Origin of the sequence: Blastomonas aquatica (assembly GCF_014639875.1) — a bacterium.
Lineage (GTDB): Bacteria > Pseudomonadota > Alphaproteobacteria > Sphingomonadales > Sphingomonadaceae > Blastomonas > Blastomonas aquatica.
Genome location: NZ_BMGD01000001.1, coordinates 255098 through 280287, shown reverse-complemented (window position 1 = coordinate 280287; position 25190 = coordinate 255098). Strand labels below are relative to the sequence as shown.

19 protein-coding genes are annotated in these 25190 nt (G+C 64.6%); 13 read left to right on the top strand and 6 right to left on the bottom strand.

Going from position 1 to position 25190, the window contains the following annotated elements; genetic code table 11:
* Positions 1 to 25 precede the first annotated feature (25 nt).
* Positions 26 to 1354, top strand: coding sequence for a dihydroorotase (locus IEW00_RS01320; RefSeq protein ID WP_188512558.1), 1329 nt, complete (start codon positions 26 to 28; stop codon positions 1352 to 1354).
* A gap of 111 nt (positions 1355 to 1465) precedes the next feature.
* Here the strand turns inward: IEW00_RS01320 and IEW00_RS01315 are convergent, their stop codons facing one another.
* Positions 1466 to 2935: a helicase HerA domain-containing protein gene (locus IEW00_RS01315; protein WP_188512557.1), complete on the bottom strand. Its 1470-nt coding sequence runs from the start codon at positions 2933 to 2935 to the stop codon at positions 1466 to 1468.
* Between the two features lie 142 nt (positions 2936 to 3077).
* Positions 3078 to 3353 (bottom strand): HU family DNA-binding protein, encoded by a 276-nt coding sequence (locus IEW00_RS01310; protein ID WP_188512556.1) that lies wholly within the window; start codon positions 3351 to 3353, stop codon positions 3078 to 3080.
* A 1070-nt stretch (positions 3354 to 4423) separates the two neighbouring features.
* Between IEW00_RS01310 and IEW00_RS01305 the strand changes: the two genes are divergently transcribed.
* The 9 genes from IEW00_RS01305 (at position 4424) to IEW00_RS01265 (ending at position 16918) form a co-directional block, all read left to right on the top strand.
* Positions 4424 to 5821, top strand: a complete 1398-nt coding sequence (locus IEW00_RS01305) for a helix-turn-helix domain-containing protein (protein ID WP_188512555.1) — start codon at positions 4424 to 4426, stop codon at positions 5819 to 5821.
* A 78-nt stretch (positions 5822 to 5899) separates the two neighbouring features.
* Positions 5900 to 6187, top strand: a complete 288-nt coding sequence (locus IEW00_RS01300) for a hypothetical protein (protein WP_229736743.1) — start codon at positions 5900 to 5902, stop codon at positions 6185 to 6187.
* A gap of 229 nt (positions 6188 to 6416) precedes the next feature.
* Complete coding sequence (locus tag IEW00_RS01295) at positions 6417 to 7802, top strand: TIGR03013 family XrtA/PEP-CTERM system glycosyltransferase (protein ID WP_188512554.1); 1386 nt, start codon at positions 6417 to 6419, stop codon at positions 7800 to 7802.
* Positions 7789 to 9927, top strand: a complete 2139-nt coding sequence (gene prsK, locus IEW00_RS01290) for an XrtA/PEP-CTERM system histidine kinase PrsK (protein WP_229736742.1) — start codon at positions 7789 to 7791, stop codon at positions 9925 to 9927. Before IEW00_RS01295 ends, prsK begins: the two co-directional genes overlap by 14 nt.
* A 29-nt stretch (positions 9928 to 9956) precedes the next feature.
* Positions 9957 to 11351 carry a PEP-CTERM-box response regulator transcription factor gene (gene prsR / locus IEW00_RS01285; protein ID WP_188513050.1) on the top strand — a complete coding sequence of 465 codons (1395 nt, stop codon included), beginning with the start codon at positions 9957 to 9959 and terminating at the stop codon, positions 11349 to 11351.
* A 28-nt stretch (positions 11352 to 11379) separates the two neighbouring features.
* Positions 11380 to 13413 carry a tetratricopeptide repeat protein gene (locus tag IEW00_RS01280; protein ID WP_188512553.1) on the top strand — a complete coding sequence of 678 codons (2034 nt, stop codon included), beginning with the start codon at positions 11380 to 11382 and terminating at the stop codon, positions 13411 to 13413.
* 51 nt (positions 13414 to 13464) lie between these two features.
* Positions 13465 to 15510: a M3 family metallopeptidase gene (locus IEW00_RS01275; protein WP_188512552.1), complete on the top strand. Its 2046-nt coding sequence runs from the start codon at positions 13465 to 13467 to the stop codon at positions 15508 to 15510.
* Positions 15507 to 16589 (top strand): PLP-dependent cysteine synthase family protein, encoded by a 1083-nt coding sequence (locus IEW00_RS01270; RefSeq protein WP_188512551.1) that lies wholly within the window; start codon positions 15507 to 15509, stop codon positions 16587 to 16589. Before IEW00_RS01275 ends, IEW00_RS01270 begins: the two co-directional genes overlap by 4 nt.
* A 2-nt stretch (positions 16590 to 16591) precedes the next feature.
* Positions 16592 to 16918 (top strand): DUF423 domain-containing protein, encoded by a 327-nt coding sequence (locus IEW00_RS01265; protein ID WP_188513049.1) that lies wholly within the window; start codon positions 16592 to 16594, stop codon positions 16916 to 16918.
* A gap of 57 nt (positions 16919 to 16975) precedes the next feature.
* On the opposite strand, the gene IEW00_RS01260 is transcribed toward IEW00_RS01265, so the two are convergent.
* The 4 genes from IEW00_RS01260 to IEW00_RS01245 all read right to left on the bottom strand — a co-directional run bounded on the left by IEW00_RS01260 (position 16976) and on the right by IEW00_RS01245 (position 21154).
* Positions 16976 to 19501 carry a TonB-dependent receptor gene (locus IEW00_RS01260; protein WP_188512550.1) on the bottom strand — a complete coding sequence of 842 codons (2526 nt, stop codon included), beginning with the start codon at positions 19499 to 19501 and terminating at the stop codon, positions 16976 to 16978.
* Positions 19502 to 19572: 71 nt separating this feature from the next.
* Complete coding sequence (locus IEW00_RS01255; protein ID WP_188512549.1) at positions 19573 to 19971, bottom strand: nuclear transport factor 2 family protein; 399 nt, start codon at positions 19969 to 19971, stop codon at positions 19573 to 19575.
* Positions 19971 to 20402, bottom strand: a complete 432-nt coding sequence (locus IEW00_RS01250; RefSeq protein ID WP_188512548.1) for a nuclear transport factor 2 family protein — start codon at positions 20400 to 20402, stop codon at positions 19971 to 19973. The genes IEW00_RS01255 and IEW00_RS01250 overlap by 1 nt, the downstream gene beginning before the upstream one ends.
* Positions 20402 to 21154, bottom strand: a complete 753-nt coding sequence (locus IEW00_RS01245) for an aspartate/glutamate racemase family protein (protein WP_188512547.1) — start codon at positions 21152 to 21154, stop codon at positions 20402 to 20404. The genes IEW00_RS01250 and IEW00_RS01245 overlap by 1 nt, the downstream gene beginning before the upstream one ends.
* A gap of 179 nt (positions 21155 to 21333) precedes the next feature.
* Between IEW00_RS01245 and IEW00_RS01240 the strand changes: the two genes are divergently transcribed.
* Genes IEW00_RS01240 through IEW00_RS01230 form a run of 3 tightly spaced genes read left to right on the top strand, consistent with a single transcriptional unit; the run spans position 21334 to position 25083 of the window.
* A complete protein-coding gene (locus IEW00_RS01240; RefSeq protein WP_188512546.1) occupies positions 21334 to 22017 on the top strand; it encodes a GntR family transcriptional regulator in 684 nt (227 codons plus the stop codon).
* 54 nt (positions 22018 to 22071) lie between these two features.
* Positions 22072 to 22977: a hydroxymethylglutaryl-CoA lyase gene (locus IEW00_RS01235; RefSeq protein WP_188512545.1), complete on the top strand. Its 906-nt coding sequence runs from the start codon at positions 22072 to 22074 to the stop codon at positions 22975 to 22977.
* Positions 22978 to 23034: 57 nt separating this feature from the next.
* Positions 23035 to 25083, top strand: a complete 2049-nt coding sequence (locus tag IEW00_RS01230; RefSeq protein WP_188512544.1) for a hydantoinase/oxoprolinase family protein — start codon at positions 23035 to 23037, stop codon at positions 25081 to 25083.
* Positions 25084 to 25190: the final 107 nt, after the last annotated feature.

Below are 25190 nucleotides of genomic sequence, written 5' to 3'. Positions count from 1 at the left end.
CGCAACTTATCAAGCGGAGACGGACATGACGGGCAGCTTCGACCTCATCATCAAGAACGGTTCTGTGTACCTTCCCGGCGGTCCGGTGGCAGCCGACATCGGCGTCATCGGCGGCAGGATCGCTGCGATCGGTGCGTTTGCTGCCGATGCGGGCGAGGTGATCGACTGCACCGGGCTGCATGTGCTGCCCGGCGTCATCGACAGCCAGGTCCATTTCCGCGAGCCGGGGCTCGAACACAAGGAAGACCTCGAATCGGGCAGCCGTGCTGCGGTGATGGGCGGGGTCACCGCCGTGTTCGAGATGCCCAACACCAAGCCCAACACCGATACCGCCGATCGCGTCGCCGACAAGCTCGCCCGCGCCCACCACCGGATGTGGTGCGACCATGCGTTCTATGTCGGCGCGACCTGTGCCAATGCGCCTGAACTCGCCGAGCTAGAGCGAATTCCCGGCACCGCAGGGGTCAAGATCTTCATGGGCGCATCGACCGGCGATCTGCTGGTGGCAGACGACGGCGCGCTCGCGCGCGTGCTGGCCAGCGGCAAGCGCCGCGTCGCGATCCACGCCGAGGACGAGTTTCGGATGAACGAGCGCGCCAACCTGCGCGTCACCGGCGATCCCTCGTCGCACCCGGTATGGCGCGACGACGAAAGCGCGATGCTGGCGACGCGGCGCATCCTGGGGCTGGCGCGCGCCGCGAAGCGTCGGATCCATATCCTGCACATTACCACGCCTGCCGAGCTCGAGCTGATCGCGCAGCACAAGGACATCGCCACCTGCGAACTCACCCCGCAGCACCTGACGCTGGCCGGCGAGGATGCGTATCCGCGGCTGGGCACCTATGCGCAGATGAACCCGCCGATCCGCAGCGGCGCGCACCGCGATGGCCTCTGGCGCTGGCTGGCGCAGGGCGTGCCCGATGTCATCGGATCGGACCACGCGCCGCACACCATCGAGGAAAAGGCGAAGACCTATCCCGACAGTCCCAGCGGCATGCCCGGCGTCCAGACGCTGCTGCCGCTGCTGCTCGATCATATGCACCATGGACGGCTGTCGATGCAGCGCCTGATCGACCTGACCTCGGCTGGCGCGCAGCGCATCTTCGGGCTGGTCGGCAAAGGCCGGATCGCGGCGGGCTATGATGCCGATTTTACCATCGTCGATCTCAAGAAGCGCTGGACGGTGACGCCGGACTGGCTCGAATCGCGCTGCGGCTGGAGCCCGTTCACCGGCATGGAGCTGACCGGAAAGCCGATCGGCACGATCATCCGCGGCCACCGGGTGATGTGGGAAGATACGCTGGCGGGCAGCGCTGTGGGCGAACCGGTGCGGTTCGAGGCGACGGAGTTCTGATTGCCGCTCAGCCCGCTCTCCGGCGGAAGCCGGAGTCCAGGGGCGGGATGGCACTGATGACGCTCTGGATTCTGGCGTTCGCCGGAAAACGGATAGCCATGGCGACAAGCATCACTCCGCCCCGGTGCTCAGCCCCAGCTCCGGGATCCCCACCGAGCGCCGCCCGCCGAAATCGGCGCGGACGACGATGACGCCCTGCTTTTCCATGTAGTCGATCAGCCGCCTGATCCGCCCGGGCGAGCTGGTGCCATAGGCCCGCCCCAAAGCGGCATCGTCGGGGCACGCCTGACCTTCCATCGCCGCGCGGGCGATCAGCAGGAACGGCGCGTACATATCCTGCGGCAACCGCGCGGCGGCATCTATCGCGGGGGCCCATACGGGGTCGGAGGGATCGAACACCCCGCCGCGCGCCAACGCCAGCCGGTGGCGGAAGCCTTCGAGATCGAGCGGTGCGCGCACCAGCCGCTGCATCCGGCAGCGGACGGAGAAATCCTGGTAGAGCAATGCATCGGGTTGCGCTGACGCGCTGGCTTCGGCGAGCATGTCGCGCAGCACCGAAACGATCACCGCCTCGGCGTCGATCGCGTCGGCTGCGTCCTCCGCCTCCTGCCGCGCGGCAAAGATCGCAGGCTGCGTCGATGGTTCGGGCTCGGCGATCGCGCGGATCAGGTCGTCGGCAGCGATCGGGCGCTCGCGGGCCGGGCGGGCGGGGGGCAGGGCATCGGCCTCCATTTCGGCAAACAGCATCGTGCGCATGTCCTGCGGTTCGGCCTCGGGCATCGGTAGCAGCGTGTGAGTGCCCATGCGGGTCATGGTCCGCGTGGCACCGATGCGGATCGCCACCGGGCGGCGCGAGATCGCCGGGCCCAGACCCAGAAAGCAGCCGCGCGACAGGTCGCGGATACGCTCGGCCTGGCGGCGTTCCATGCCGAGCAGATCGGCGGCGCGCGCCATGTCGATATCGAGGAATGTCCGCCCCATCAGGAAGTTGCTGGCTTCGGCGGCAACGTTCTTGGCAAGCTTGGCCAGCCGCTGGGTGGCGATCGCGCCGGCAAGCCCGCGCTTGCGCCCCCGGCACATCAGGTTGGTCATTGCAGAGAGGCTGGCGCGGCGGACCGGATCGGGGACGTCGCCTGCCACCGAAGGCGCGAACATCTGCGCTTCATCGACCACCACCAAAGCGGGATACCAATGCTCGCGCGGGGCATCGAACATCGCATTCAGGAATGCCGCAGCGCAGGTCATCTGCGCCTCGAGTTCGAGCTGTTCGAGGTTGAGGATCACCGAGGCGCGGTGTTCGCGGATGCGGGCGCCGATGCGGGCGATCTCGCGCTCGTTATAGTCGCCGGCATCGATCACGATATGCGAATAGGCATCAGCGAGAGTGACGAAATCACCCTCGGGATCGATGATCACCTGCTGGACGAGGCCTGCGCTCTCTTCGAGCAGCCTGCGCAGCAGATGCGACTTGCCCGAGCCCGAATTGCCCTGGACCAGAAGCCGCGTCGCCAGCAGCTCTTCCATGTCGATGCAGACAGGTTGCCCTGTCTCATCCAGTCCAATGTCGATCGATGCGCCCACGCTTGTCGCCCTATCGCGACCCCGTGGCTGTTGCAACCGCACCGCTCAGCCAGCTGGGGATAGCCGCTGCGCCGGTCGCCATAACGACAAAGCCCCGCCGGTCAGGGCGGGGCTTTGCTTGAACCAAAAAGAACCGGCCGGATCAGCCGTTCAGCTTGTCCTTCACCGCCTTTGCAGGGGTGAAGCTGAGCTTCTTGGAGGCCTTGATGGTGATCGTCGCGCCGGTACCGGGGTTGCGGCCTTCGCGTTCCGGGGTCGACTTCACCTTGAACTTGCCAAAGCCGTTGATCGAGATTTCTTCGTCGGCAGCAGCTGCATCGGCGATGGCGGCGAATACGCCGTCCACCAGCTTGCGCGCATCGGCCTTGGTCACATTGTGGTCGGCGGCAATTTTCTCTGCAAGTTCAGCATTGTTCATCGTTTGAGTCCTTTAGCGTTGGATTCGGTGGCGGGGGTTTAGCGCCAGATTTTCCGTTCGTCACGGGGATTGCTGTCGTTTCCCCCCAAAATGAAGGTTATTGGGCCTCGCCAGAACCAATATCAATCAACGTGATACGCCCCGTCAATCTCAATACGGGTAAAAACCCGGCGATGACCCGGCGGAAACACCCGTAGGCCCCCAATTCTGGCGAGCATCATTGAATGGGCAACCGCAAGCTGGCCGACGCCGTGTGGCGGTCAGCGCAACGGACGATCAGCGCGGTATGGGGTTGGGTTGGTCCGGCCTTGCATAAAACTGGCGTCCGCCAGACGCTTCGGCTGTATCGGGGGCTGTATCGGGGGCTGCGGTTATAGCGCCAGAAACGCCCTGTCCCGATTCAACCGGGGCAGCTTCGATCATCGGAGCGCCGAAGTCCACATCGCCAGAGCCTTCAGGGAAGATCGATACCGGTGGCCCCCCGGCCATCCGGAGCGCAGGTGCCGGAGTTGCCGCCACCGGTGCGGAATCGACGGGAGCCTGAGCAGATGGACCTTCCGAAGCCGGGGCTTTGCGTGGCGAAAACGATGAGGCAAACATCGCTGCGGCGAGCATGATTCCGCCGGACCCAAGCATCACCTCTTTCAACATATGTCTGATCCAAGCTCCGATAGAATGTCGACCACCGTGCGCGGTAGCACGGGCCGGTTAACAGTCCGTAGCAATCGCGCGGAATCGGGCGGGCGGCCGGGTGGGCGGGCGGTGCGAAAATGCCGCCGATGGCACAGCCACCGGCGGCATGTCTTTCCTCCCCAGGAAAGCTCGTGGCCCGGGCAATACCGGGCAAACCATGGGACGCTATCAGGGCCGGAGCGGGTAAGGGAGGGTGGCGGGCTTGCCCCACTCACCCTCATCCTCCCCTGCTATCGGTTGGGCTTGAGCGTGTCGTGTCGCTTGCCTAGCTGCGTTGCGGTCACCCGACACCACAAAATGACAAGAAAAACGCGAATGATTCGACCAATTCTGCCGCAGGCCTTGTCATTCTGTCATGAATATTACACGTATGGATCATGGTCGATGCATCCCTTCACGCGGGTCCCGCGCTCCGCCGACTGCGCCGCAATGCGGGGTTGACCCAGGCCGCGATGGCGGAGCGGCTGGACATCTCGCCCAGCTACCTCAACCTGCTCGAACGCAACCTGCGTCCGTTGAGCGCGCGGCTGATGCTGGCGCTCGCCGAACGCTTCGATGTCGATCCGCGCGATCTGACCGGCGATGAACCCGGCGGCGGGCTGGGGCCGATGCGGCGACGGTTGTCCGATCCGGCGTTTGCCGATCTGGGGATAGAGCCGGGCGAGATCGAGGACTGGCTGGTGTCGTCGCCCGGCACTGCAGCGGCGTTCGCGCGCCTGTTCGACCGGGTCCAGGGCGGAGCTGGCGCTGGCACCGTGGCGGGCGCGGTCGATGACCCGGTGGCGCGGGTGCGCAGCGAGATCGAGCGCTGGCGCAATCATTTTGCCGATCTGGACCACGCCGCCGAAGAGCTTGCCGATGCGCTGCGATTGCAGAGTGGTGATCTGTATTCCGCGATCGCCGAGCGGCTGCGCACCAAGCATCAGCTGGCGATCCGCATTCTTCCCGAAAGCGTGATACCCGGGCGACTGCGACGGCTCGACCTGCATGCGCGGCAGTTGCAGCTGTCCGAAATGCTCGACATGGCATCGCGCACCTTTCAGGCGGCGTACTTGCTGGGGCAGCTTGAATATCGCAGCGACATCAATGCGCTCGTTACCGGCGCACAATTCGGCAATCGTACTGCCGAGCGGTTGTATCAGCGGCATATCTTCAGCTATTTCGCTGCCGCGCTCATGATGCCCTATGGCCGCTTTTTGCGCGCCTGCGAACAATCGGGCTATGACATGCTGCTGCTGCAACGCCGCTTTGGCGCGGGGTTTGAGCATGTCGCGCACCGGTTGACGACGCTGCAGCGGGTCGGCCAGCGCGGGCTTGGATTCTTCATGATCCGGGTCGACCGGGCGGGCCAGGTGTCCAAGCGCTTCGGCGGTGCCAATCGCGCGCCGCTCGCCGATACCGAGGTGACCTGCCCGTTGTGGCATCTCCATCAGGCGTTCTCGCGCCCCAGCCAGGTGCAGGTTCAACTGGTCGAACTCGAAGACTCCAGTCGCTGGCTCACCCTCGCGCGCAGTGTTCAGGGTGCGGGCTATGGTGCTGGCGGCACGACCGCAGAGTTCGCCATCGGATTGGGGGTTGCGGTCGATCAGGCGGCAAACCTGTGCTACGCGCGCGGGCTCGATCTCAGCGCTGCAGGCGCGACGCGGATCGGGCCGGGCTGTGCGATGTGCAAGCGCGCGGATTGCCCGCAACGCTCCAAGCCGCCGCTGGGAATTCGCCTGAGGTTCGATGACCGCGAGCGAGGGGTCACCCCCTTCGATTTCGTCACTGATTGACGTGCGGCACTGGCCAACGGGAACCGTCCCGGCCGCGATACGTATCGCACCCACACACAAGCAGTATGGGGATCCATTATGACACCGACCGACCGTACTGAAACCATCGTGACCGAAGAGCCCGTGGCGACGGCGCCGACGCAGACCCATACCACCGTCATCGAGCGCAAATCAGGTGGCGGATCGGGTATGCTGATGGCGATCATGCTGCTTGTGCTGGTGGTTGGCGGCTTCTTTGCCTGGCAGTTCATGCAGCAGGGTGAAGTGCGCACCGATGCGGTTGCCGGCGCCGCCGGCAAGGTCGGCGATGCAGCGCAACAGGTTGGCGATGCCGCGCAGGATGCAGCGCAGAAGATCGGCGAGTAAGCCAATCCAGCCTTGAATATTTCGGGGTCCCCTGCAGCGGCAGGGGACCCTTTTTTTGGCATGCATCCACCGGTCGGCACCGGGGCGTGTGCTACGAGCAGCTGAGCGGCTGGGAGTCGCCCACCTGCGTAAAGTTCTCTGACACCGGCACCGGATTTCGCCGCGTTCCGCCCCGTTATGGCTGTAAAATTAACCGACACTTCACGTCTGAACGGCTATAGCAGTGGCCATGTTCAGGCTGTTCAAACATTACGTTCCGCACGCGGTGCTGCTGCTGGGATTTTTTGACCTCGCATTGCTGGGTTTGGCCGCCGAAATCGGCTGGGTGTGGCGCGCGCACGAGATCGACATGGAAATCGAGCCGTTGGCGCAGCGGCCGATGCCGATCATCACCTTCGCGCTGCTGGTGCATATGGCGATGATCGCGGTGGGGGTCTATGGCCCCGATGCCCTCCAGTCGTTACGCTTTGCTGCCGCAAGGCTGCTGGTCGCGATTTCGCTGGGCGTGATCTTCCTTTCGGTCACCTACTTCATCCTGCCTGGCACCACGTTGTGGCGATCAAACAGCCTGTATGCGATGGGGCTGTCGATCGTGTTTCTCATCGGCAACCGCGTGTTTCTGGGCGGATTACTCGGCACCACCGCGTTCAAGCGGCGACTGATGGTTTTGGGCGCGGGCAAGCGCGCGCAACGGGTGCAGGTGCTGTCCGAGCGGCCCGATGCGGGCTTCGTGCTGGTAGGTTTTGTCGCGATGAACGATGGCGCGCTGGTCGTGGAAGAAGCGATCAACCGCGATGCGATCAAGAATCTCGCCAAGCATGTCGAAAACCTCAACGTGACCGAGGTGGTGCTGGCGCTCGAAGAACGGCGCAACGCTTTGCCGGTCAATGATCTGCTGCGGATCAAGACCACTGGCGTCCACGTCAATGACCTGTCGACCTTTCTGGAGCGCGAGACGGGGCGGGTCGATCTCGATACGGTCAATCCGAGCTGGCTGATCTTTTCGGACGGGTTTTCCGCAGGTCGCCGCATTTCGACCATCGCCAAGCGATTGTTCGACCTTGTCGTCAGCTCTGTTCTGCTCGCGTTTACCGCGCCGATTATCCTGATCTTTGCGTTGCTGGTGAAGCTCGACAGCAAGGGGCCTGCGTTCTTCAAGCAGGAGCGTGTCGGGCTGTATGGCCAGCCCTTCGAGATCGTGAAATTGCGCTCGATGCGGATCGATGCCGAAGTCGATGGTGCGCAATGGGCGCAGAAGAACGATCCGCGGGTCACGCGGCTTGGCCGCTTCATCCGCAAGGTCCGGATCGACGAGCTGCCGCAGGCGTGGAGCGTACTCAAAGGCGATATGAGCTTTGTCGGGCCGCGCCCCGAGCGCCCCGAGTTCGTCGCCAGCCTTGAAACCCAGATGCGCTATTACAACGAGCGGCACATGGTGAAGCCGGGCATCACCGGATGGGCGCAGATCAATTATCCTTATGGCGCATCGGTCGAGGATTCGCGGCACAAGCTCGAATACGACCTGTATTACGCCAAGAACTACACCCCGTTTCTCGACCTGCTGATCATCCTGCAGACACTGCGCGTGGTCCTGTGGCCGGATGGCGCGCGTTGAGCCGATGGCCAACTGGCACGACATAGGCCTGTGGAGCTACTCGGGCGCGGCGGCGCTGACCATGCTGGTCGCCGCCTGGCTGGTGCGCCGCTGGGCGCGCCTGCGCGATACACGCCCGTCGCTGGGCGATGCCGCGCTGCTGTTGGCGCTGCTGGCAACCAGCCTGTGGGCATTTGCCGCGGCCAGCATGGGCGGTACGCACGCTATTGCCGGGCTTGCCGAATCGCTTCGCAACCTCTCCTGGCTCGCCTTCCTGTTCCAGATGGTCCGGTCGGCGCGCGCGCAGCCGCGCACCGTGACCGCGGTTTATCTGGTACTCGTCGTGGTCCTGGCCGGACAACCCCTGGTCGCGATCTGGCATGCCGCCAACCAGGGCGTGCCCCGGCTCGACGAGCTTGGCTATTCTGCCGCCATGCTGCTGCGGATGATTTTCGTCGTCGGTGCGCTGGTGCTCGCCAACAATCTGTACTCGGTCGCTGACGCTGAAACCCGCGCCAGTCTGCGTCTGCCACTGACCGCGCTGGCCGCGATGTGGCTGTACGATCTCAACCTGTACACCGTGGGGTATCTGGGCCGCGCATTGCCGGGCGATCTGGTCGCGCTGCGCGGGGTGTTGATGATATTGGCGGTGCCATTCTTTGCGCTCGCGGCCAACCGATCGGGCGGATGGAAGCTGACCTTGTCCCGCAAGGTTGCGTATCGCTCACTCTCGTTGTTCGCGATCCTGGGCTATCTGGTGACGATGATCGCGGTGGCGCAGCTGCTGCGCGCGTTTGGCGGTACGATCGCGTCGGGGGCGCAGGTGCTTCTCGTGCTGGGAATGTCGCTGGCCGCCTTGATCCTGCTGCCCTCGGACCGGTTCCGGGCCTGGTTCAAGGTCAAGGCAACCAAGCACTTCTTCCAGCACCGTTATGATTATCGCGCCGAATGGATCCGCTTTACCGAGACCATCGGCAGGCCGGGAGACGGCACCGCGCCGTTCCATGAACGCGTGATCAAGGCCGCCGCCGACATCAGCGACAGTCCGGCCGGGCTGTTGCTTGCCCCGACCGAGAACGGACGGCTGCAGTTGCAGGCCCGGTTCAATTGGCCGACCGCCGATGTTCCGGCGCAGGCGTGTACCGCAGGCACCATCGGGTACTTTCAATCGACAGGCCGCATCGTCGAGCTCGACGCGCTGCGGTCTGGCCAGGATACATTGACCGACCGGCGCGCGATCCCCGACTGGGTCGTGATGGAGAGCAACGCCTGGGCCATCGTGCCCCTGGTGCATTTCGATCGGCTCGCCGGGCTCGTCGTGCTGTCGCGCCCGCTGATCGAGCGGCAGCTCGACTGGGAGGATCTCGATCTGCTGCGCCTGGTCGGGCGGCAGCTGGCGAGCTATCTGGCCGAGGCGCGCAGCCAGGAAGCTTTGCGCGAGGCAGACCAGTTTGACGAGTTCAACCGCCGGATGGCGTTTGTGATGCACGACATCAAGAACCTCGTCAGCCAGCTCAGCCTTGTCGCCAGCAACGCCGAGCGGCATGCCGACAACCCCGAATTTCGCGCCGACATGATCGCGACGCTGCAGAACTCGGTTGGCAAGATGAACACGCTGATCCGCAGGCTCACAGGCTATGCCCGTTCGACCGGAGACGGCATTCGCGCGATCGATGCCGAGCGCATCGTGCGTTCGGTGATTGCCGACAAGGCGCAGCGGCACAAGGTCGTCGCCAGCAGCGCGCCGCGCATGGCGCTGATGGCCGACCCGGCGCAGTTGGAGCAGGTGCTCGGCCATCTGATCCAGAACGCCATCGATGCCAGCGGCCCTGACAGCCCGGTGTTCGTCAGTCTTTCGCGCGAGGGCCTTACTGGTGTGATCGAGATCGTCGACCACGGGTCGGGCATGTCCGCCGAGTTTGTCCGCGGAAAGCTGTTCAAGCCGTTCATTTCTAGCAAGGCTGACGGCTTTGGTATCGGTGCCTATGAGGCCCGGCTGCTGGTGGAAGCCATGCAAGGCCGGATCGAGGTTGAAAGCCGGGAAGGCGAAGGCAGCCGCTTTGCGGTCTATCTGCCGCTCGCCACCCGAATTGAGAATGACGAGGTGGGCAACAATGCGCCGCACCTCGCTGCAAAGGTATCCTGATAATGAATGATCTGACCCCCAATGCGGTCATGACCGGCGGGTCGATAGCCACTGCGAAGGGCCAGCGCAAACTGCCGCGCCTGCTGATCGTCGAGGACGATGCAGGGCTGCAGCGCCAGCTCAAATGGGCCTTCGACGATTTCGAGGTATTGTGCGCCAGCGACCGAGCCAGCGCAATCGACCTGCTGCGGTACGAGGAACCCGATGTCGTTACGCTCGACCTCGGCCTGCCGCCCGATCCCGATGGTGTGAGCGAGGGCTTTGCCACGCTGGCCGAGATCCTGCGATTGAAGCCCGATACCAAGGTGATCATTGCATCGGGACACGGCGAGCGGCAGAGCGCGCGCGATGCAATCGCGCAGGGCGCGTACGATTTCTACCCCAAGCCGGTCGAGATCGAGGACCTGGCGCTGATCGTCCGGCGCGCGCTCAACGTCCAGTTGATCGAGCGCGAGAATGCCCGGCTCAACCTCAAATCGGGCGACGATCACACCGTGCTCGGCGGCATGATCACCGCCGATGCGCAGATGGTAAAGGCCGCGCGCACGATCGAGCGCGTCGCCAACACCAACGTCTCGGTGATGCTGCTCGGCGCCAGCGGCACCGGAAAGGAGCTGTTCGCGCGCGGACTGCACGAAAAGAGCAACCGCCGCGCGCGCGAGTTTATTGCGATCAACTGCGCTGCGATCCCTGAAAACCTGCTCGAATCCGAACTGTTCGGGCACGAAAAGGGGGCATTCACCGGAGCGATCAAGACCACGATCGGCAAGATCGAGCAGGCCGAAGGCGGCACATTGTTTCTCGACGAGGTGGGGGACATTCCACTGCCGTTGCAGGTCAAGCTGCTGCGTTTTCTGCAGGAGCGGGTGATCGAGCGGGTCGGTGGGCGCAGCCCGATCGCGGTCGATACCCGGGTGGTGTGCGCGACGCACCAGAACCTGGAAAAGATGATCATCGAAGAGCGGTTCCGCGAGGACCTGTTCTATCGGCTTGCCGAGATCGTCGTGACGATCCCCTCGCTTGCCGAGCGGCCCGGCGATGCGGCGCTGCTCGCGAAGCATTTTCTGGCCAAGTTCGCCGCCGAGATGAACCCAGGTGTCAAGGGCTTTGGCCCCGATGCTCTCAAGATGCTGGACGCCTGGCACTGGCCGGGCAATGTGCGCGAGCTCGAAAACCGGGTGAAGCGCGCGGTGATCATGGCCGAGGGCAGGCTGGTTCGCGCCGAAGACCTCGACCTTGAACGCGCCGAACCCGAGACGGCAGAGTTCCTCAACCTCAAGGCGGTTCGTGAACTCGCCGACCGCAAGGCGATCCGCCACGCATTGGCGCGGACCGAAGGCAATATCTCGGGCGCGGCCAAGCTGCTCGGCATCAGCCGGCCGACCTTGTACGATCTGCTCCGGCAGTATGACATTCAGAGCTGACTCTCGATCCGGGTTCGGGCGACGCCTGATGCTGGCGTTCGTTTCCTGCGCGCTGGTGCTGGGCGGCCCTGCGATGCCGCTGCAGGCCGAGGATTTGGGCGCCGCGCGACAGGCGATGGCGCGGGCGGACGCGTTCCGCGCGATAGGTGATGACCGCGCGGCGCGGATCGAGTTGATGAATGCGATCAAGGCTGCGCCGCGCCTGCCTGCCGCGCGGATCGCACAGGCCCGCGTATTCCTGGCGCTGTTGGATGCAGCAGGAGCCGAAGGCGAGCTCGCGCGCGCGCTGGAGTTGGGCGCTAGCCGGGTGGTGGTGCGCGCGCCGATGGCCGAGGCGTTGTTGCTGCAGGGCAAGGCCGTTGCTGCGCTCAAGTGGCTGGGCGAAGGGCCTGTATCTGCCAGCGATGCGGGCTATGCCGCGCGGACCCTGGGCCGGACGCACCTTGCGCTTGGCAACCTGGATGGCGCGCGCACCGCCTTCGACCGGGCAGCGCAGTACACGCCCGATGATAGTATGCTGTGGACCGATATCGCGCGCTTTCGCATCGCTGCGGGTGATCAGGCAGGCGGCGTCGATGCGGCCGCCCACGCGGTCAAACTGGACAGCGCCAACGTCCGCGCGCTCCAGTTGCGGGGCGAGCTGGTGCGCAGCCAGTTCGGGCTGGCGGCATCCTTGCCATGGTTCGAACGCGCGCTGAGCATTGATCCCAACGATGTCAGCGTGCTGGGCGAATACGCAGCGACCCTGGGCGATATGGGCCGGATGCGCGACATGTTGGCCGCCGCACGCCAGATCGTGGCGCTCCAGCCCGATAGTCCGCGCGGTTACTTCCTGCAGGCGGTGCTCGCAGCGCGGTCGGGCAATTACGGGCTTGCCCGCAATCTGATTCAGAAGACCGGCGGTGTGCTGGAGCGGGTCCCTGCGGCGATGCAGGTCGAAGGCGTGGTCGAGTTCCAGCTGGGCAATTATCGCCAGGCGATCGACCGGTTCGAAAAGCTCGCTGCTGCCCAGCCGCACAACCGCCGCGCCGCCGAGCTGCTGGCCCGCGCACTTTATGCAGAAGGCGAACACGAAATTCTGCTCGCCAGGTTTCGCCCGATCGCCGATCAGGGCGGTACCAGCGCCTATCTGCTGACCCTGGTCGCCCGCTCGCTCGAGGCGATTGGCGAGGGCGCACAGGCATCCGACTATCTCACCCGCGCCGCCGACCCCGATACCGCACCGATGGTGCGGCTGGCAGAGGCGGACGAGCCATGGATGCTGGCGGACGCTGCGCGCGCTGCTCCGCGTGATGCCCGTGCGGTCATTCCTTACGTCCGCATTTTGGTGGCACGCGGTGACTTCGCGCTTGCGGCGCAGTTTGCCGAGCCGCTCGCCGAAGCCAACCCGGGGGTGCCCGATGCGCAAATGCTGCTGGGCGATGTCCGCTTTGCTTCGGGTGATGCCGCTGGCGCGCTCCCTTCCTACCGCCGCGCGGCGGACGTCCGGTTGTCAGAGCCCGTGGTCCGCCGGCTGTCGCTGGCGCTGCGCGAGACCGGGCGCGCCGACGAAGCAGACACTTTGCTGCTGCGGTTTGTCGGCTACAGTCCCGCCAACACCGGGGGTCTGCGGCTGCTCGCCAATGCCTATATCGATCGCGGCAACTGGCCGGGCGCGATCCTCACGCTGGGCGCGCTGCATGCGCGGCTGGGCAACAACCAGCCGCTGTTGCTCGCTGATCTTGCGCTGGCGCGGCTGCGGAGCGGTGACGAGGCCGCAGCGGTTCATGACGCCCGGCTCGCCTATCGCGTCCAACCCGGCAACACGCTGGCGACGCACATGCGCGGACTGACGCTGACCGGGCAGAGCGACCAGGCGATGGTCGCGGTGGAAATGCTCGAAAAGGCGCAAACCAAAAGCCCGCGCAACCCGTGGCTGCGCTACCATCTGGCGCAGGCTTATGCCGAGGCGGGCAAGACCGCGCAGGCGGTGGGTGCGTTGAGGGCCTCGCTCGCGCTGGGGGCCTTTCCCGAGCGCGGTGCGGCTGCGGCGATGCTGCGCGCGTTGCAGAAACAGGGCTGAGCACGCCGATTTATTGCCTGACCACCCGCCGATTTGGGCTATGGGGTGGGCATGACCGAAACGCACAATCCCCTAGCCGATACGCGCGCCCTGCCGCGCTTTGCCGAAATCACCGCCGATCAGATCGCGCCCGCCCTGGACGAGGCGCTTGCGCGGCATGCCGCGACGGTCGAAGCTCTGACGACAACACGGCCTGAGACCTTCGCCGAAGCGTGGCTGCCGTTCGAGCGTGCCGATGCCGATCTGGGCGCGATCTGGGCTGCGGTGTCGCACCTGCACGCGGTCGCCGACTCGCCCGCGCTGCGCGCGGCCTATCAGGAGGGTGAGCAGCGGCTGGTCACCAACTCGATCAAGGTGGGACAGAACCGCGATCTGTTCGAGGTGTTTACCGCGCTCTCGCAAACGCCTGCGTTCGAAGCGCTTCCCCAAGCCGACCGGGTTGCGGTCGAGCATGCCTTGCGCGATTTTCGCCTTTCGGGGGTCGCGCTGGAGGCCGATGCGCGCCAGCGGTTCGAGGATATTTCGGTCGAGCTGTCTTCGTTATCGAACAGCTTCGGCAGCGCGGTGCTCGATGCAACCGATGCCTGGGGCGAACTGATCACCGACGAGGCCGATCTGGCGGGCGTATCGGACACCGACAAGGCGATGTTCGCCGCCGCTGCTGCCGCCAAGGACGAGACCGGCTGGCGGGTGACGCTGCAGATGCCATCCGTCAACGCGATCCTGACCTTTGCTGAGAACCGCGAGCTGCGCGCGCGCGTCTACCGCGCTTTCGGGACGCGGGCCTCCGACCAGGGGCCCAATGCGGGCGAGTTCGACAATTCCGACCGGATTGCGCGTATCCTCGAACTGCGGCGCAAGGCGGCCAGCCTGCTGGGCTTTGCCGATCCGGTCGACTATTCGCTCGCCACCAAGATGGCGTCGGATGGCGGCGCGGTGCTGACCTTCCTGCGCGACCTTGCGGCGCGTGCGCGACCCGCTGCGCAGCGCGATCTCGATGAGCTGCGCGCCTTTGCCGCCGACAAGCTGGGCATCGCCGATCTCCAGCCGTGGGATGTCGGCTTTGCCTCGAACAAGCTGCGCCAGGCGGTGTATGCCGTCGATGAGGCCGAAGTGCGCGGCTATTTCCCGGTCGATCGCGTCATGGCGGGCTGGCAGGAACTGCTCGCCAAGCTGTTCGGCATCAAGCTGGTCGAGCGGTCGGACGCGTCGCTGTACCACCCTGATGCGCGGTTCTTCGATGTCGTCGATGAGGGCGGCGGCGTGGTTGCCGGCCTGTATCTCGATCTCTTCGCGCGCTCCGGCAAGCGCGGCGGCGCCTGGATGGGCGAAGCGCGTCCCCGACGCAACGATGGCGATCACGTGCAGGTTCCTGTCGCCTATATGGTGTGCAACTTCTCGCCCGCTGGCGCGAACACCCCCTCGCTGCTCAGCCACAGCGACGTCGGCACGCTGCTGCACGAGACCGGACACTGCCTGCATCTGCTGCTGACTCAGGTCGATCGCCCCAGCATAGCAGGGACCAGCGGGTTCGAATGGGATGCGGTCGAATTGCCCAGCCAATTGATGGAAGACTTCGCCTGGGATCAGAGCGTGTTAACCGCGATGTCGGGGCACCACCGCACCGGCGAGCCGTTGCCCGGCGATCTGTTCGACCGGCTGCTCAAGGCGCGGCACTTCCAGGCGGGACTGTTCCTGATCCGCCAGATCGAGTTCGCGCTGTTCGATATGCTGCTGCATCTGGGCACCATGGGTAGCGACCCGGTCGAGGTCATCGAGGCGGTGCGCGACGAAGTGTCGGTGATGCGGCCGCCCGAATGGCACCGCTTCCCGCACGCCTTCAGCCACATTTTCGCAGGCGGCTATGCGGCGGGTTACTACAGCTATCTGTGGGCCGAACTGCTTGCCGCCGATGGCTTCATGGCGTTTGCCGAGGCAGGCCTGCTCGACCGCGCGACCGGTGATCGCTTCCGCGCCGAAGTGCTCGCGCGCGGCGCGACCCGGCCAGCGGCAGAGAGCTTCCGGGCCTTCCGGGGTCGCGACCCCGATCCGCAGGCGATGCTGATCCGACACGGGCTGCAGGACGCGGCTGCATGAGCGATCTGTGCCCGCGCGGCTGGCTCGATGAAGCGGTACGGCGGATCGAGGCGGACTATAACCGCTCCGCCGACACTCACCTGATCCGGGTCGATCTGCCGCGCTATCCCGGCATCACGCTGTATCTCAAGGACGAAAGTTCGCACCCCACCGGCAGCCTCAAGCACCGGCTGGCGCGCTCGCTGTTCCTTTACGCGCTGTGCAACGAATGGATCGGGCCAAACAGCTGCGTGATCGAGGCGTCGTCGGGCTCGACTGCGGTGAGCGAAGCCTATTTCGCGCGGATGCTGGGGCTGCGCTTCATCGCGGTGGTGCCAGCGACCACCGCCGCGCCCAAGCTCGATGCGATCCGCTTTCAGGGCGGCGAGATCCATATGGTCGATGATCCGCGCACCGTTTACGATGTTGCGCACCGGCTGGCTGCGGAAACCGGCGGGCATTATCTCGACCAGTTCACTTATGCCGAACGTGCGACCGACTGGCGCGGCAACAACAACATCGCCGAGAGCATCTTCGCGCAAATGGCGCAGGAAGAACACAGCGTACCCGACTGGATCGTCTGCGGCGCGGGCACCGGCGGGACCTCTGCCACCATCGGCCGCTATCTGCGCTATCAGCGCTACGCCACCCGGCTGTGCGTCGCCGACCCCGAACATTCGGTGTTCCACCGCCATTTCCACGACCGCTCTGCCACGATTCTCCCCGAAGGCTGCGCGAGCCGGATCGAGGGCATCGGTCGTCCGCGTGTCGAGCCGAGCTTCATCCCCGGGGTGATCGACCGGATGATCGCGGTCGAAGACGCCGCCAGCATCGGCGCGATGCGCGCGCTGTCTGACCGGCTGGGACGCCGTGTTGGCGGATCGACCGGTACCAATCTGGTCGCGTGTGCAACGCTGATCGAGGAGATGGCAGCGGCGGGCGAGACCGGTAGCATCGTCACCCTGTTGTGCGATGGCGGCGAGCGCTATGGCTGCACTTATTATGACGATGCCTGGCTTGCAGGCTGCGGGATCGATTGGCAGCGCTCCGCCGACCATATCGCCAGGTTGCTAGGCCAACAGAACAAGGGAATTTTGTGATGATGATCGCGGTTTTGGCGGCGGTATCAGCAGCGCTGGCGGTGGCGGCAGGCGCGTTCGGCGCGCATGCGGCGGCGGGCGAGCAGCAGGCCGAATGGCTGCGCACCGGGGGCATGTATCAATTGGTTCATGCGGTCGCGGCGCTGGCGATCATGGGGGTGGCGCGGGGGCCTGCCCTGACGCTGCTGGCGGGCTCGGCGATCTTCGCTCTGACCCTCTATGCCATGGCGCTGGGCGCGCCGCGCTGGCTGGGCGCGGTCACCCCGATCGGCGGCACATTGCTGATCGCCGGCTGGCTCTGGGCCGCCTGGATATACGCCAAGGGTTGAACGCGAAGGCCACCGCCACCCGCGCGCGAATGCGGATGACGGTGGCAGGCGTGACCGTCAGAAGTTGTACCCGACCTCGACCCCCAGGCGGCGCAGACCGCCGGGCGAGATGAACGATCCGCCGAACTCTGCCGCGGTGATCACCTCGTTAAGGTACCGCCGGTTGAGCACGTTGTCGGCAAACACCGTAATCCGCCAGTTCTCGCCTTCAAGGCCTGAGCGAACATCAAGCACGCCGAAGGCATCGCGACGGGTCACCGAATAATCGGCATCGCCGACAAACGCAGGCAGTGCCAGCGCGGAGCCCGGCAGAAGGCCGCTGAAGATTGTCGGCACGGTGTTTTCCTGCAGCGTGTGGAACCAGGTCGGGCCGGTGATGCGATAATCGGCGCGCGCCACCAGATCGAAGCTGCTGGCGATCGGGGCCACGATCTGCGTGCCCAGGTTGATCGTGTAATCCGCAGTAGAAGGCGATTTGTTGCCCACCGTCTGCGGCCGCGAGGCGTTGGCCTTGATCTCGCTTTCCGTGACGTTGACCGCGCCGAAGATCGTCCAGCCCGGGGTCACCTCGGCATTGAGGTTGAGCTCAGCGCCGTAAATCTGCACCTCGTCGATGTTCGAGACCACACGCAACAGGCCGAAGCCGCCGACGAAGAACTCGAAGAACTGCATGTCATCAACATCGGTGTAGTAGCCGGCCAGATCGAAGGTAACCTTGCCATCAAGGATCGAGCCCTTGATGCCGCCCTCGAATGCGCTCGATGTTTCCTTGCGGTAGTTGTCGGTGATGCGGACATCCGAGCCGATGAACTGGTTGAAGTTCTGATCGACCACCGCAGCAGACCCCGAATTGTTGAAGCCGCCCGCCTTGAAGCCGATCCCCCAGTTGGCATAGAGGTTGACGTTGTCCGCCATTGCCCAGCGGAAGGTCAGCTTGGGCTGGAGCTGCTTGTAGCTTTCCGACTTGTCGGGGATCGCGCCGCCGACCTGACCGGGATTGATCGGGCCGCCGGTGAACGGATCTGTCGCCACAGGCACGCGATTGGAAACACTGCGGTCCTCGATGTCATAGCGCAGCGCCAGGCCGATGTTGATGACATCGTTCCAATTGTAGTCCGCTGATCCGAACGCGGCATAGACGTCGGTGCTGAACTGGTCGAAATACAGCTGCGTGGTGGGGTTGGTGGTCCCCGGTGCATTGTAGAGCTGGCGGATGATACCCTGGCCCAGATCCGCGCCCAGGCTGACCCCGACATCGCGGCTGATGTTGAGATAATAGGCGCCCAGCTGCCAATTGAACGGACCATCGCCGTTCGACGACAGGCGGATCTCACCGCTGAAGTCTTCCTGTTCGCGGATCTGGTATTGCGTTCCGTCGCAGGTCGTTGGGCTGTACGGGCCGAAGGTCGATCCGGTGGTTGGCGCGAAGATGAACGGCACCGGGGTCGCGCCGATGAATCCCGGCTGGTTGACCGGGAAGCCGGTGAGCGCCGCAGTGCTGGCAAAGCACGTGTTCGACGCGGCGACCGAGGCGGGCGTCGCACCGGGGAAGGTGAACCGGGCAAAATCGGCCGAAGTGCCGTCTGCGGTCAGCGACTGATCGACATTGCTGTAAAGGCCCCACAGGGTCAGCTTGGCGAAGTCGAATTCGTGCTCGAGCTTGATCGAAGCATCGAATGTCGTCTGGTCGTTGGTCGGGCGGATGTTGTTGTAGAAGCTGAACGGATGGTCGTTGACGTCCTCGAAGAATGCCGGGTTGGCGCCTGCGAAATTGGGCAGGTGAAACGCGGCGTTGAACGCGATCGATGCACCGCTGAGATCCGAATAGCGCGCCTTGGCGTCGATCTCGGTGCGATCGCCGAGCTGTGCGACGAAGCGCCCGTCGACCGACCAGACTTCCTGATCGTCGATGGTCTTCGAGTTATTGAGGAAGATGTTGCGGTAGAAGCCGTCGGTCTGGAGGTAGGACCCTGACAGCACGAAGCCTGCACCTTCGCCGATTGGCACCGAGATATACGCATTGCCGCGATAGGTCTGCTGCTCGGCCGCGCTTAATTCGATTCCGGCCTCGAGCGTGTCGCCGGGCTTCAGCGTCTGGATGACAATCGCGCCAGCTGCGGCATTGCGACCGTAAAGCGCGCCCTGCGGACCTTTGAGGATTTCGATCTGGCGCAGCGTGCCCTGGTTCTGGTTGAGCTGCGCGGTGTTGGTCTTGAGGATACCGTCGACCACCAGCGCGACCGAGCTTTCCGCATCGCGCGCGCCGTTGATGCCGCGGATGTTGATCTGGGTGTCGCCCGCTTCAGCGGTGCCGGTGACGATGGTGACGCCGGGGGTCAGCTGGACGAACTGATCGGCGGTCTCGACCCCGGTCTTCTGGATCGAGTCGGCGGTGAAAACGGTGATCGATGCCGGAACATCGGCGAGCGATTCATTCTGGCGGCGAGCGGTGACGATGATGACGTTGTCGCCGGCCTCGGCCTGTTCGCTGGATTGGGCCAAAGCCGGCGTTGCCAGCGCACCGGAGATCATGGCGGCAAGAACGGTGGCCGATGCTGCGGCAGACAAACTGGATAGGCGCATGATTTAAACTCCCTGAAGTGCTGCGGTTCCCCCGAACCGGATCTTGCTTTGGCGGGTGTTTTCAGTGCCGGTCAGACCAGCACATTGGCTCCGCTCATATAGACGTGGACTTCCTGGAACTTGCCGTCGCGCAGGCGCCAGAAATTGGTGTTGTTGAGTGTCGTCACGCTGCCATCGGCGGCGGTGAGATCAGCGATGAAGCTGGCCGCGATCCGCCCGTTGGTGTCATCGACGGTGCAGATGAAATCGCGGTGGACGATTTTCTCCCACGCGCCGAAGAAATCGACGAACATTCGCTCGATTGCGGGCTTGCCGGCATGGGTGGTGAAGCTCGTCTGGACGGTGAACAGCGCCTCGTCGTGGAAGCAGGCGAGGGTGGCCGCCATGTCCTTGGCATCGACGCTGCCGAAATAGGTCTGCGTGGCGAAGGCAATCAGTTCATCGCGCCTGAGCGTGGGTGCGTATTGCATCAGGCGTCCCCTTCCTTGAGCAGGTTATCGCCGCTCATGTAGACGTAGACTTCGCGGAACAGCCGGTCGTCGAGGTAGAAACGGTTGCAGTTTTCATAGCGAAGCTGCTCGCCGCCATTGGGCGTGATCAGCACGGTGAACTGCGAACAGACCGCGTTCGAGGCGGGGTCTGCGACATGCACGAAATTGCCGTGCCAGATCTGCTCGAAATCGGCGAAAAGCTTGACGAACATCGCCCGGATCGCCTCGCGGCCCTGGTGCACGGTGTTCGACGTCACCTCGGTCAGCGTCGCATCGGGCGCGAAGCAATTGAGCACCTGGTCCATGTTCTTGTTGTCGACCCCGTCGAAGTACCGCTTGGTGACTATGTCGATGTAGAACGGATAGGGTAGCGCGGCCTGGCCTGCGCCTCCGGGTGACCAACTTGCCATCAGAACCAACCCTTTCTTATGTCTGCATCCTTGGGCACTTCCGGCATCGGAAACGCCATCTTGCTGTGCGTCAGCCCGCATTCGATCAGGCTTTCCATGAATTTCCAGGCGATCTGACCGGGGTTGATCACCGGGATCGGCAGATTGGCCGCAAGGTACGCCGCCGACTGGTGCATCGTCGTCGATCCGAGCACGATCACGTCGGCACCGTCGTCCTCTATGGCGCGCGTTGCCTCGGTCTTGAGCTTGTCGAAGATCACCTCTTCCTTGCCCGCGAGCAATTCGGTGACATCGGGGCGGGTGTTGATCGATCGCAGCGAGGCAACGCGATCCCAAAAGCCATATTCGGTCAGCGTCTTCTGGTAGAGCGGGAACCACTGCGGCCACATGGTGAGAACGGTGAACTTTTTGCCCAGCATCATCGCGGCGGCAAACGCCGCCTCGCCCGGGCCTATCACCGGGATGGTCAGCCGGGAACGCAGCGCGCGCAGCCCAGAATCGCTGACCGTATCGATCAGGACGCCCGAATAGCCTTCATCCTCAGCGGTGATGCCGCTCTGGAACACGGTCCAGTCCATCAGCAGCATGTCGTGATAGCTGTCCCCCAACGCCGCGCCCCACGGCACGGCGACGAACTCGGGCACGAAGCCGGGCCGGACGAAGTCGGAAGGAAGCTGTGCGGCCCGCGAAGCAACGCCTGCGGCATCCATCGGAATCGGTACGATGACTTTGATGCGGCGATCGTCCGGCATGCTACACCCCGCTTGGCGCGATGGTTGTCGATCCATCAGGCCTGTTCCGTGTTGACGGTATTGTATACAAATGTCTATCGTCAATAGCGAAATTCAAAACCATGGTGCAGGTTGGCGCCGCAGAATGCTCGGGGCCGGTGGCGTGCCATGCCCGGTCATTGCGCAGGGAGTTGAAAAACATGGAAAAAGCAGCATCGCAGCGGGCCTCCGATGTCGCCTACGACAAGATCCGCCAGTTCGTGCTGTCAGGCACCGCCGAGCCGGGCGAGCAGCTGACCGAAGAGCAGCTGGCGCGAATCTCGGGCGTGTCGCGGACCCCGGTACGCGAGGCGGTGCGGCGGCTCGAGAATGAACTGCTGATCGTACGCAGCGGTTCCAAGCGGCTGTTCGTGGCCGACTGGTCCGCTGATGATATCGACGAGATGTTCATCCTGCGCGGAATGCTAGAGGGCCATGCAGCCAGCCGCGCGGCGCGCAACATCACCGAACAGATGCTCGAGGAGCTCGCCACGGTTTCTGACGTCCTCGACGCCGCAGTCCAGGCCAGCCCGCCCGATATCGCCGCGTTCCTGGCGCAGAACCGCCGCTTCCACGACATCATCCTCGAGGCAGCGCGCTCGCCGCGGTTGAGCGCGATCCTGCCGACGCTGATCGAACAGCCTGTGGTCAGCCGCACCGCGCAGCAGTACCGCGTCGATGAGCTGCTGCAGTCGGCGCGCGATCATCGCGAGCTGATCGCAGCCTTCGCCGCGCGCGACGCGCATTGGGCGCGTGCGGTGATGACCAGCCACATCCGCCGCGCCTTCCATGCGTTCAGCATCACCGCGGTCCGCCGGAAGGAACAACGGCGCGCAAATGACTAATCGTTTTTTTGACAGCGCTGGACGCGGCAAAATGAAATGTATACAAACTGGTCCATGAGCAGCATTCAGATCATAGAGGTTGGCCCGCGCGACGGCCTGCAGAACGAGCCCGATATCGTATCGACGGCCGACAAGCTGGCGATGATCGTAGCGATGATCGATGCCGGGGTGCGCCGCATGGAGGTCGCCAGCTTCGTACATCCGCAGCGCGTTCCGCAGATGGGCGACGCCGAAGCGGTGATCGCAGGGTTGCCCGACCGGCCCGACGTTTCCTACATCGGCCTCACGCTCAACAAGCGTGGCGTATTGCGCGCGCTTGCCACCCGCGAGGGCGGCAGGCGCGGGGTCGACGAAATCGGCTGCGTCATCGTCGCCACCGACACCTTCGGGCAGAAGAACCAAGGCCAGACGGTGGCCGAGGGGATCGTCGAGGCGCGCGAGATGATCCGCTTCGCAAAGGCCGAAGGATTGATCGCGCAGGTGACGATATCTGCCGCTTTCGGTTGCCCGTTCGAGGGCGATGTCCCGCCGCAGCGAGTCATGGACATTGCGCATGCCGTGCTCGAAGCTGGACCTGCAGAGATCGCGCTCGCCGACACGATCGGCGTCGGGGTCCCTGCGCAGGTGACCGATCTTTACGGCCGCTTGCGCGAGTTCGTGCCGGGCAACGTCAACCTGCGCGCGCATTTCCACAACACGCGGGGCACCGGCATCGCCAATGCCTGGGCGGCGATCCAGGCAGGCGTCACCACACTCGACGCGAGCCTCGGCGGGCTGGGCGGCTGCCCGTTTGCGCCGAAGGCGACCGGCAATATTGCGACCGAAGACCTGATCTATCTCGCGCAGCAATCTGGCATCGCGCACGGGCTCGATCTCGCCGGCTTTATCGCGGCCAATCGCTGGATGGCAGGCGTACTCGGGCGCGAGCTGCCGTCTTTGGTGGCGCGCGCGGTGGCGTGAGCGCCGGACAATCAACCTGTCGGCGCACGGCGTCCGGCAAGCTCAAGGGGTGAGTGCATGAGTTACAGGCTGGGTGTCGATGTCGGCGGAACTTTCACCGATCTGCTGCTGTTCGACGAACAGTCGGGCGCCTTCTGGCGGCACAAGACCCCATCCACCCCACACGACAGTTCCGAAGGCATCCTTGTCGGCGTGCAGGCGGTGTGCGCCAGCGCCGGGATTACCCCCGCTGATGTCGAGATCTTCCTGCACGGCACGACCGTCGCCACCAACGCAGTGCTTGAAGGCAAGGGTGCGCGGGTCGGGCTGATCGTTACGCAAGGTTACCGTCAGGTGATGCAGATTGCGCGCAGCTTCGTGCCCGGCGGGCTTGCCGGCTGGATCGTCTGGCCCAAGCCGACCCCGCTCGCAGCGCTGGAAGACACGGTCGAGGTCAAGGGCCGCATGTCAGCGCAGGGTGAGGAGATGCACGCCACCGACGATGCCGATATTCGTGCTGCACTTGAGGTCTTGAAGGCGCAGGGCGTCGAGGCGCTGACCGTCAGCCTGATGAACGCCTATCTGAACGGCACGCACGAGAAGCGCGTCGCCGAGCTCGCTGCCGAGGTCATGCCCGATGTGCCGATCTCGCTGAGCCACCTCGTTCTGCCCGAAATGCAGGAATACGAACGCACGCTGACCACGGTTGCCAACGCCGCGGTGCGTCCGGTCGTCGGCCGCTACGTCCGCAACCTGCGCAGCCGCCTGCGTGATGCCGGGATGGCGGGCAAGCTCGCCCTTCTCCGCTCGGATGGCGGGCTGATGAGCTCGGAAAAGTCGGAGGAGCACCCGGTTTCGCTGCTGATGTCGGGCCCGGCAGGTGGGGTCACCGGCGCGATCTGGGTCGGCAAGAACGCCGGTTTGCGCAACATTCTGACGCTCGATGTCGGCGGTACCTCGACCGACGTGGCGCTGATCGAAAACCTCGAGGCACGCCGGGTGCGCACCACCGAAGTCGGGCATCTGTCGGTCCGCGCCTCGGCGCTCGACGTCAAGACCGTGGGCGCAGGCGGCGGCTCGATCGCTTATGTGCCCGAATTGACCGGGGCGCTGCGGGTCGGTCCGCAATCGGCGGGCGCGGTGCCGGGGCCGGTGGCGTACGGCAAGGGCGGCGAGCTGCCCACCGTGACCGATGCCAATGTCGTGCTGGGGTACCTTCCCGAAGCCTTGCTCGGCGGCACCTTCAAGCTCGACCGCGAGGGCGCCAAAAAGGCGGTGCAGACCATTGCCGATGCGCTCAAAATCGATCTTTACGCCGCCGCGCGCGGTATCATCGATATCGTCAACGAGAACATGTTCGGCGCGCTGCGCATGATCTCGGTGCAGCAGGGCTATGACCCGCGCGACTTTGCGCTGATGGGCTTTGGCGGTGCCGGGCCGCTGCATGTCAACGCGGTCGCCCGGCTGATGGGCAGCTGGCCCGCCGTCTCGCCGGTGTCCCCGGGCGTGCTATGCGCGCTGGGCGATGCGACGACGCGGATGCGGACTGAAACCGCGCGCAGCTTCTCGCGGCTCGCAAGCGCCACAACGCTGGAGGAACTGGGCGGCATTCTCGACGAGATGGCAACGCAGATCGGCGACGAGCTGGTCGAGGAGGGCGTTGCCAGAGAAGATGTCACCATAACCTTCGAGGTCGATGTCCGCTATGCGGGCCAGGCGTTCGAGGTGCCGATGGCGGTCACCCGCGACGAAATCTACAGCCAGGGCATCGAATGGCTGACCGGCCGGTTCGACGAGGAACACCACCGGCTGTTCACCTTCAACATGGACAGCGAGCACGAGATCGTAAACCTGCGTGCGGTGGCAATGGGACAGGCTCTCGACCTTCCCGCTGCGAAGCTGGCGCAGGGCAATGGCGATCCGTCTGCAGCCAAATTGCGCGATCACGAGCTGTGGATGGACGGGTCGATGATGCCAGCCATCATCTACGACCGCTCCAAGCTGCTCGCGGGCGACGTTATCCCCGGTCCTGCCATCGTCATCGAGATGGATTCGACCACGCTGATCGAGGCGGACTGCACCGGTACGGTCGATGCCGTCGGCAACATCTTGATCACGCTGAAATGAGCAACGCACTCGCCCATTTGCGAAGGCCGTTCTCCGGCGAAAGCCGGAGCCCAGGAGCCAGGTTACACAATCTCGCCCTGGATTCCGGCTTCCGCCGGAAAACGATC